This window comes from Kitasatospora sp. NPDC057904, assembly GCF_042887925.1.
GTDB lineage: Bacteria > Actinomycetota > Actinomycetes > Streptomycetales > Streptomycetaceae > Kitasatospora.
In genome coordinates this window covers 672252-678396 of record NZ_JBHVOL010000003.1, presented here as the reverse complement: position 1 = coordinate 678396, position 6145 = coordinate 672252, and the positions used below count along the sequence as shown (strand labels likewise).

The following is a 6145-nucleotide window of genomic DNA, read 5'->3' as shown; positions in this document are numbered from 1 at the left end:
ACTGATCCACCCCGAAGGGCTTCACCGTTCGACTTGCATGTGTTAAGCACGCCGCCAGCGTTCGTCCTGAGCCAGGATCAAACTCTCCGTGAATGTATACCGGCTATCCGGTGCACACTCGCGTTGAGCGGCACGGCAACCACCGGAATAGGGCGGTCCCGCGCACTGCGTCCTCGCTAGTGTTATTTCAAAAGGAATCTCCAACCCCGATCAAGTGACCGAGGCCGGGGATGTCAACATATCTGGCGTTGACTTTTGGCACGCTGTTGAGTTCTCAAGGAACGGACGCTTCCTTCGAGCCGCCTTCCAGCGGGCCCTCCGGGCGCTTCGTTCTTTCGTGTTTCCAGCTTATCAGATGTTTTCCGCTCCGTTTTCCGGAGTTTCATTCATCGGATTTGCTTTCCGCTTTCGTTGCCCCGGTCTCCCGCGGCGACTCCGGAACTGTACGGGGCCGGAGGCGCCCCGTGCAAATCGTCCCGCCCTGCTGTCGCAGGACGGGACGATCCGCTGGTGGAGCGCCGTCAGACGCGGCCCATCTCCTCGGCGATGGCCGCCGCGAAGGCGTCGATGTCGGCCTCGGTGGTGTCGAAGGCGCACATCCAGCGCACCTCGCCGGTGTGCTCGTTCCAGAAGTAGAAGCGGTACCGCTTCTGCAGCCGCTCGCTGACGTCCCGCGGGAGGATCGCGAAGACCGCGTTCGCCTGGACCGGGCGCACGATCTCGACGCCGTCGATCTTCCGGACGGCCGCCTCCAGGCGGCTGGCCATGGCGTTGGCGTGGCCGGCGTTGCGCAGGTAGAGGTCGCCGGAGAGCAGCGCCTCGAACTGCACGGAGACGAAGCGCATCTTCGACGCGAGCTGCATCGAGGTCTTGCGCAGGTACTTGATGTTGCGGACCCGCTCGGGGTTCAGCACCACGACGACCTCGCCCAACAGCAGGCCGTTCTTCGTGCCGCCGAACGACAGCACGTCGACGCCGACGTCCGTCGTGAAGGCGCGCAGCGGCAGGCCGAGCGATGCGGCGGCGTTGGCCAGGCGGGAGCCGTCGACGTGGACGAGCATGCCGAGCTGGTGGGCGTGCTCGGTGATCGCGCGGATCTCGTCGGCGGTGTAGAGGGTGCCGAGCTCGGTGCTCTGGGTGATGGAGACCGCGAGCGGCTGCGCGCGGTGCTCGTCGCCGAAGCCCCAGGCCTGCTGGTCGAGCAGTTCGGGGGTGAGCTTGCCGTCGGGGGTGGGGACGGTGAGCAGCTTGATGCCGCCCATCTTCTCCGGGGCGCCGCCCTCGTCCACGTTGATGTGGGCGGACTCGGCGCAGACGACCGCGCCCCAGCGCGGGAGCAGCGCCTGGAGGGCGACCACGTTGGCACCGGTGCCGTTGAAGACCGGGTAGGCCTCGGCCTTCTCGCCGAAGTGGCGGCGGAAGACGTCCTGCAGGTGCGCCGTGTAGTCGTCCTCGCCGTAGGCGACCTGGTGGCCACCGTTGGCGAGCGCTATCGCGGCGAGGACCTCGGGGTGCACGCCGGCGTAGTTGTCGCTGGCGAAGCCGCGGACGGCGGGGTCGTGCCGCCGTACCGCGTCCGTGCGGGTGGAGTCGTTCATCGGGCTGTCAGCCACAGGTGCTGTCCGTTCAGTTCTGCTGCGGGGCGGTCCCAGAGGCCCGCCAGGTGAGTGGCGAGGTCGGCCGTGTCGGTGAAGCCGGCGAACTTCGCGTCCGGCTTCTCGGCCCGCATCTCCGGGCTGACCAGCGCCTTGATCACCAGGATGGCAGCTGCGGCGGTGGGCTCGCCGTCGGCCGAGGTGGTCTCCTTCTTGAAGGAGTCGGCCATGGCGAGGGTCCACGCCTCGGTGGCGGCCTTGGCGGCCGCGTAGGCGGCGCCGCCGGCGGTGGGCTTGTGGGCCGCGGCGGCGGAGACCATCGCGTACCGGCCGGCGGGGCTGCGGACCAGCGCGGGCTGGAAGGCCAGCGAGGTGTGCTGGAGGGTCCGCACGACGGTGTCGTGCAGGAAGTCCCAGTCGTCGAGGCGGGTGTCGAAGAACGTCTTGCTGCCGCGCCAGCCGCCGACCAGGTGGAACAGGCCGTCGACGTGGCCGTGCTCCGCCTCCAGGTGGTCGGCCCAGTCGTGGACCTCCTGCGGGTCGAGCAGGTCGATCACCTGGCCGCTGACCTTCGCCCCGCGCACGGCGACGCGGGTGGCGTCGAGGGCGCTCTCCAGCCGGACCGGGTCGATGTCGGCACCGATCACGGTGGCACCGTCCGCGGTCAGGCGGCGCAGCACGGCCTGGCCGGCCGGGCCACTGGCTCCGGCGACGGCGATGACCTTGCCGGCCAGCGGGGCGTTGGGGGTGGTGGTCACGCGGCGACTCCCTTGGTTCCGTTGCCGGTGATGCCGGCGGTGGCGGCGATGACGCCGCCGAGCTTCTTGGACAGGGCCTCGTAGAACATGCTCAGCGGGAACTCGTCCGGGAGCACCGCGTCGCACAGCGCCTTGTTGAGCGCCTTGCCGTCGGTGATGTCGAGCGGCAGCGCGTCGGCCCCCTTCGCCCACGTGGAGGCCGGGTGCGGGGTGAGGTAGCGGGAGACGAGCTGGTAGGCGGCGATCCAGTGGGCCGGCTTGGGCCGGTCGATGCCGTCGCGGTACAGGGTCTCGATCTCGGCGCAGAGCTCGTTGGTGACCTGCGGGGCGCGGTCCCAGTCGATGGTGAGGCGGTTGTCCCGCCAGCGCAGCGCGTCGTTCTTGTGCAGGTAGGCGAAGAGCAGCTGGCCGCCCATGCCGTCGTAGTTGCGCACGCGGTCGCCGCTGACCGGGAAGCGGAACAGGCGGTCGAAGAGGATCGCGTACTGGACGTCGCGGGCGTGCTTGTTGCCCTCGGCCTCCAGCTGCACCGCCTCCTTGAAGGTGGTGAGGTCGCAGCGGAGCTCTTCGAGGCCGTACATCCAGAACGGGCTGCGCTGCTTGATCATGAAGGGGTCGAACGGCAGGTCACCGTGGCTGTGGGTGCGGTCGTGGACGAGGTCCCACAGGACGAAGGTCTCCTGCGCGCGCGCCTGGTCCTTGAGCAGGCCCTCGGCGTCGTCCGGGATCGCCAGGCCGAGCTGCTGGACGGCGCTGGTGGTGACGGCGCGGAAGCGGGCGGCCTCGCGGTCGCAGAAGATGCCGCCCCAGGTGAAACGTTCCGGCGCCTTGCGCACGGCGACCGTCTCGGGGAAGAGGACGGCGGAGTTGGTGTCGTACCCGGCCGTGAAGTCGGTGAAGGTAATCGGGACGAACATCGGGTTGTCGAAGCGCGTGCGCTCCAGCTCGGCCAGCCAGTCGGGCCACACGACGCGCAGCAGGACGGCTTCGAGGTTGCGGTCCGGGTTCCCGTTCTGCGTGTACATCGGGAAGACCACGAGGTGCTCGAGGCCGTCGACGCGCTGGTCGGCGGGCTGGAAGGCGAGCAGCGAGTCCAGGAAGTCGGGCTCCCGGTAGCCGGTGTCGGCCCACTTGGCCAGGTCCGCGTCGACGGCGGCCAGGTAGGCCTCGTCGTGCGGGAACAGCGGGGCCAGCTCGGCGACCGCGCTGCGGACCGTGGCGACCAGCGGATCGACCGTGTGCCGCTGGACGGCGGCCAGGTCGATCGAGCCGTCCTTGGACTGCAGCGGGCGAAGGGTCTCGACGGCCTCCTTCAGGCGCAGCCACGCCGGGTGGCCGGCGAGGGTCGAGACCGGGGCGTCGGCCGCCACAGCGAGCCTTGGCGAAAGATTCTGCATCGTGGACTCACTTCGACAGGAGGTTTTCGATGGAGACACCATAGATACGAAAGGTTCTCCTGTTCAAGGGGGCTCCGATCGGAGAACCTCCGGTGGTGGGGGGTTTCGGGGACGCCGCGACCGGATGTTCGGCATGTGGACGCCGCGGTGGATGTTCTGGACACGGGCGCCGTCGGGATGCGAACCTCCCGCCATGCTCCCGGCGGTGATCACGATGACCGAGCGGCACGACGGCCTGTTCCGGGTGCCCTCTCGTTGTCACGCCTGCCGTGGCACGCGCGGCTGTTGCTGTCGCCGCCGCTGCTGTCGTTGATCCGCCGATCCGCTCACTCGCCGATCCGCCGATCAGGCTCGGAGGGCGCCGCGGACGCGGGCCCGTACGCCGACCATGCCGCGTGTGTTCCGGCGCCGCCACCGGGGGAAGTGACCCGCCGGGTCCGCGGCCGCCTCCGGCCCCGGCCGCCGCATCTCCTGTCCTGCCCGGCCTTCCTTCCCTGGAGCCCTGCCATGACCGACCTCCGTCTCCGCCCCGGCTTCCGCAAGTCCGCCGCCCTCCCCGTCGCCGCGCTGCTGGCGGCCGCCGCCGCGCTGACCGCGTGCGCGCCGCAGGACGCCAAGACCGACGGGACCGCGGCCGCGGGCGCGGGCGCGTCGGGCACATCGGCCGGCTGCGCGCCGGGGGCGCTGGCGACCCGGACCGCCGGCACGCTGACGATCGGCACCGACAAGCCCGCGTACGACCCGTGGTTCTCCGAGGACAAGCCGGAGAACGGCAAGGGCTTCGAGTCCGCGGTCGCCTACGCGGTCGCCGACAAGCTCGGCTACCCCAAGGAGAAGGTGACCTGGGTGGTGGCCCCGTTCAACAAGGCCACCTCGCCCGGCCCGAAGGACTTCGACTTCGACGTCAACCAGGTGTCCATCAGCGCCGAGCGCAAGCAGGCGGTCGACTTCTCCTCCGGCTACTACGACGTCCGACAGGCCGTCATCGCGCTCAAGAACTCCAAGGCCGCGGGTGCGAAGAGCATCGCCGACCTCAAGGGCGCCAAGCTCGGCGCGCAGGTGGGCACGACCAGCCTCGACACCATCACCGACACCATCAAGCCGAGCACCCGGCCGGCCGTCTTCGACTCCAACGACCTGGCCAAGGCCGCGCTGAAGAACGGCCAGGTCGAGGCGCTCGTGGTCGACCTGCCGACGGCCTTCTACATCACCGGCGCCGAGGTGCCGGAGGCTCAGGTGGTGGGGCAGTTCGAGAGCGCGTCGCAGGGCGAGCAGTTCGGACTGGTGCTGGACAAGGGCTCCCGGCTCACCGGCTGCGTGTCGCAGGCCGTGGACGCGCTGCGGGCGGACGGGACGCTCGCGAAGCTGGAGAAGCAGTGGCTGTCCGACGCCGTCTCGGCACCGGTGCTGAAGTGAGCGGCGGCATCGAGGCCAGTGGCGGCGTCGAGGCCGGCGGCGGCGTCGGGGCCGACGGCGCGGCGGGCCGGGAGGCGGGCGCGCGGGACGACGGTGCGCCCGGCGGCGGGGAGGACGACGGCTACCGTCCGTCCGAGCGCCGGCTCGCCCGGGACGCCTACCGCCGCGGGCGGACCCGGCGTTCGGCCCTGATCGCGGGCTCGTCGACGCTGCTGACGGCCGTCGTGCTGTACCTGCTCATCGTCAACTCCCCCGGCTGGGAGGTGACTCGACGGACCTTCTTCAACCTCGACTACGCCCGGCAGGCGCTGCCCGAGGTCCTGACCGGGCTCCGGCTCAACCTGGAGCTGATGCTCGGCTGCGGCGTGCTGATCCTGGTGTTCGGCCTGCTGCTGGCGGTGCTCCGGACCCTGCGCGGTCCGGTGTTCCTGCCGGTCCGGCTGCTGGCCACCGCGTACGTGGACTTCTTCCTCGGGCTGCCGATGATCATCTGCCTGCTGGTGATGATCACCGGGGTACCGGCACTGCGCCTCACCGGGGTGACCACCGATCCGCTGCTGCTCGGCGGGGCGGCGCTGGTGCTGACGTACTCGGCGTACGTGTCCGAGGTGTTCCGCGCGGGGATCGAGTCGGTGCACCCGAGCCAGCGGGCCGCGGCGCGCTCGCTCGGGCTCACCAACGCGCAGGCGATGCGGTACGTCGTGCTGCCGCAGGCGGTGCGGCGGGTGGTGCCGCCGCTGATCAACAACCTGGTCAGCCTGCAGAAGGACACCGGGCTCGTCTCGATCGGCGGGGCGATCGACGCCGTCTACGCGGCGAAGATCATCGCGTCCCGGTCGTTCAACTACACGCCGTACCTGGTCGCGGGGCTGGTGTTCATCGTGCTGACCATTCCGCTCACGCGGTTCGCCGACTGGCTGACCGCGCGCATGAACCGTCGGCAGGTCCAGGGAGGTGCGGTGTGAGCGGGGCGAGCAGG

General features: G+C 70.3%; 5 protein-coding genes and 1 rRNA gene. 2 read left to right on the top strand and 4 right to left on the bottom strand.

Annotated features, from left to right (window positions below):
* The 4 genes from ACFVSN_RS11710 to ACFVSN_RS11695 all read right to left on the bottom strand — a co-directional run.
* Window positions 1–93, bottom strand: a 16S ribosomal RNA gene (locus tag ACFVSN_RS11710); the annotation flags it as partial.
* Window positions 94–521: 428 nt separating this feature from the next.
* A complete protein-coding gene (locus ACFVSN_RS11705; RefSeq protein ID WP_380448890.1) occupies window positions 522–1598 on the bottom strand; it encodes a threonine aldolase family protein in 1077 nt (358 codons plus the stop codon).
* Complete coding sequence (locus ACFVSN_RS11700; protein WP_380448888.1) at window positions 1595–2353, bottom strand: SDR family NAD(P)-dependent oxidoreductase; 759 nt, start codon at window positions 2351–2353, stop codon at window positions 1595–1597. The genes ACFVSN_RS11705 and ACFVSN_RS11700 overlap by 4 nt, the downstream gene beginning before the upstream one ends.
* On the bottom strand, window positions 2350–3750 hold the full coding sequence (locus ACFVSN_RS11695; protein WP_380448885.1) for a DUF6421 family protein: 1401 nt from the start codon (window positions 3748–3750) through the stop codon (window positions 2350–2352). The genes ACFVSN_RS11700 and ACFVSN_RS11695 overlap by 4 nt, the downstream gene beginning before the upstream one ends.
* A 507-nt stretch (window positions 3751–4257) precedes the next feature.
* On the opposite strand from ACFVSN_RS11695, the gene ACFVSN_RS11690 reads away from it, so the two are divergent.
* Entirely contained in the window at window positions 4258–5166 is a 909-nt protein-coding gene (locus ACFVSN_RS11690) for an ABC transporter substrate-binding protein (protein ID WP_387954671.1), read from the top strand.
* Complete coding sequence (locus tag ACFVSN_RS11685) at window positions 5127–6131, top strand: amino acid ABC transporter permease (protein WP_380502974.1); 1005 nt, start codon at window positions 5127–5129, stop codon at window positions 6129–6131. The genes ACFVSN_RS11690 and ACFVSN_RS11685 overlap by 40 nt, the downstream gene beginning before the upstream one ends.
* Window positions 6132–6145 lie beyond the last annotated feature (14 nt).

Bases quoted from the DNA above. Each gene is read 5' to 3' on its own strand.
- ACFVSN_RS11705 (WP_380448890.1), bottom strand. From the start codon at position 1,598: ATGAACGACTCCACCCGCACGGACGCGGTACGGCGGCACGACCCCGCC.
- ACFVSN_RS11695 (WP_380448885.1), bottom strand. From the start codon at position 3,750: ATGCAGAATCTTTCGCCAAGGCTCGCTGTGGCGGCCGACGCCCCGGTC.
- ACFVSN_RS11690 (WP_387954671.1), top strand. From the start codon at position 4,258: ATGACCGACCTCCGTCTCCGCCCCGGCTTCCGCAAGTCCGCCGCCCTC.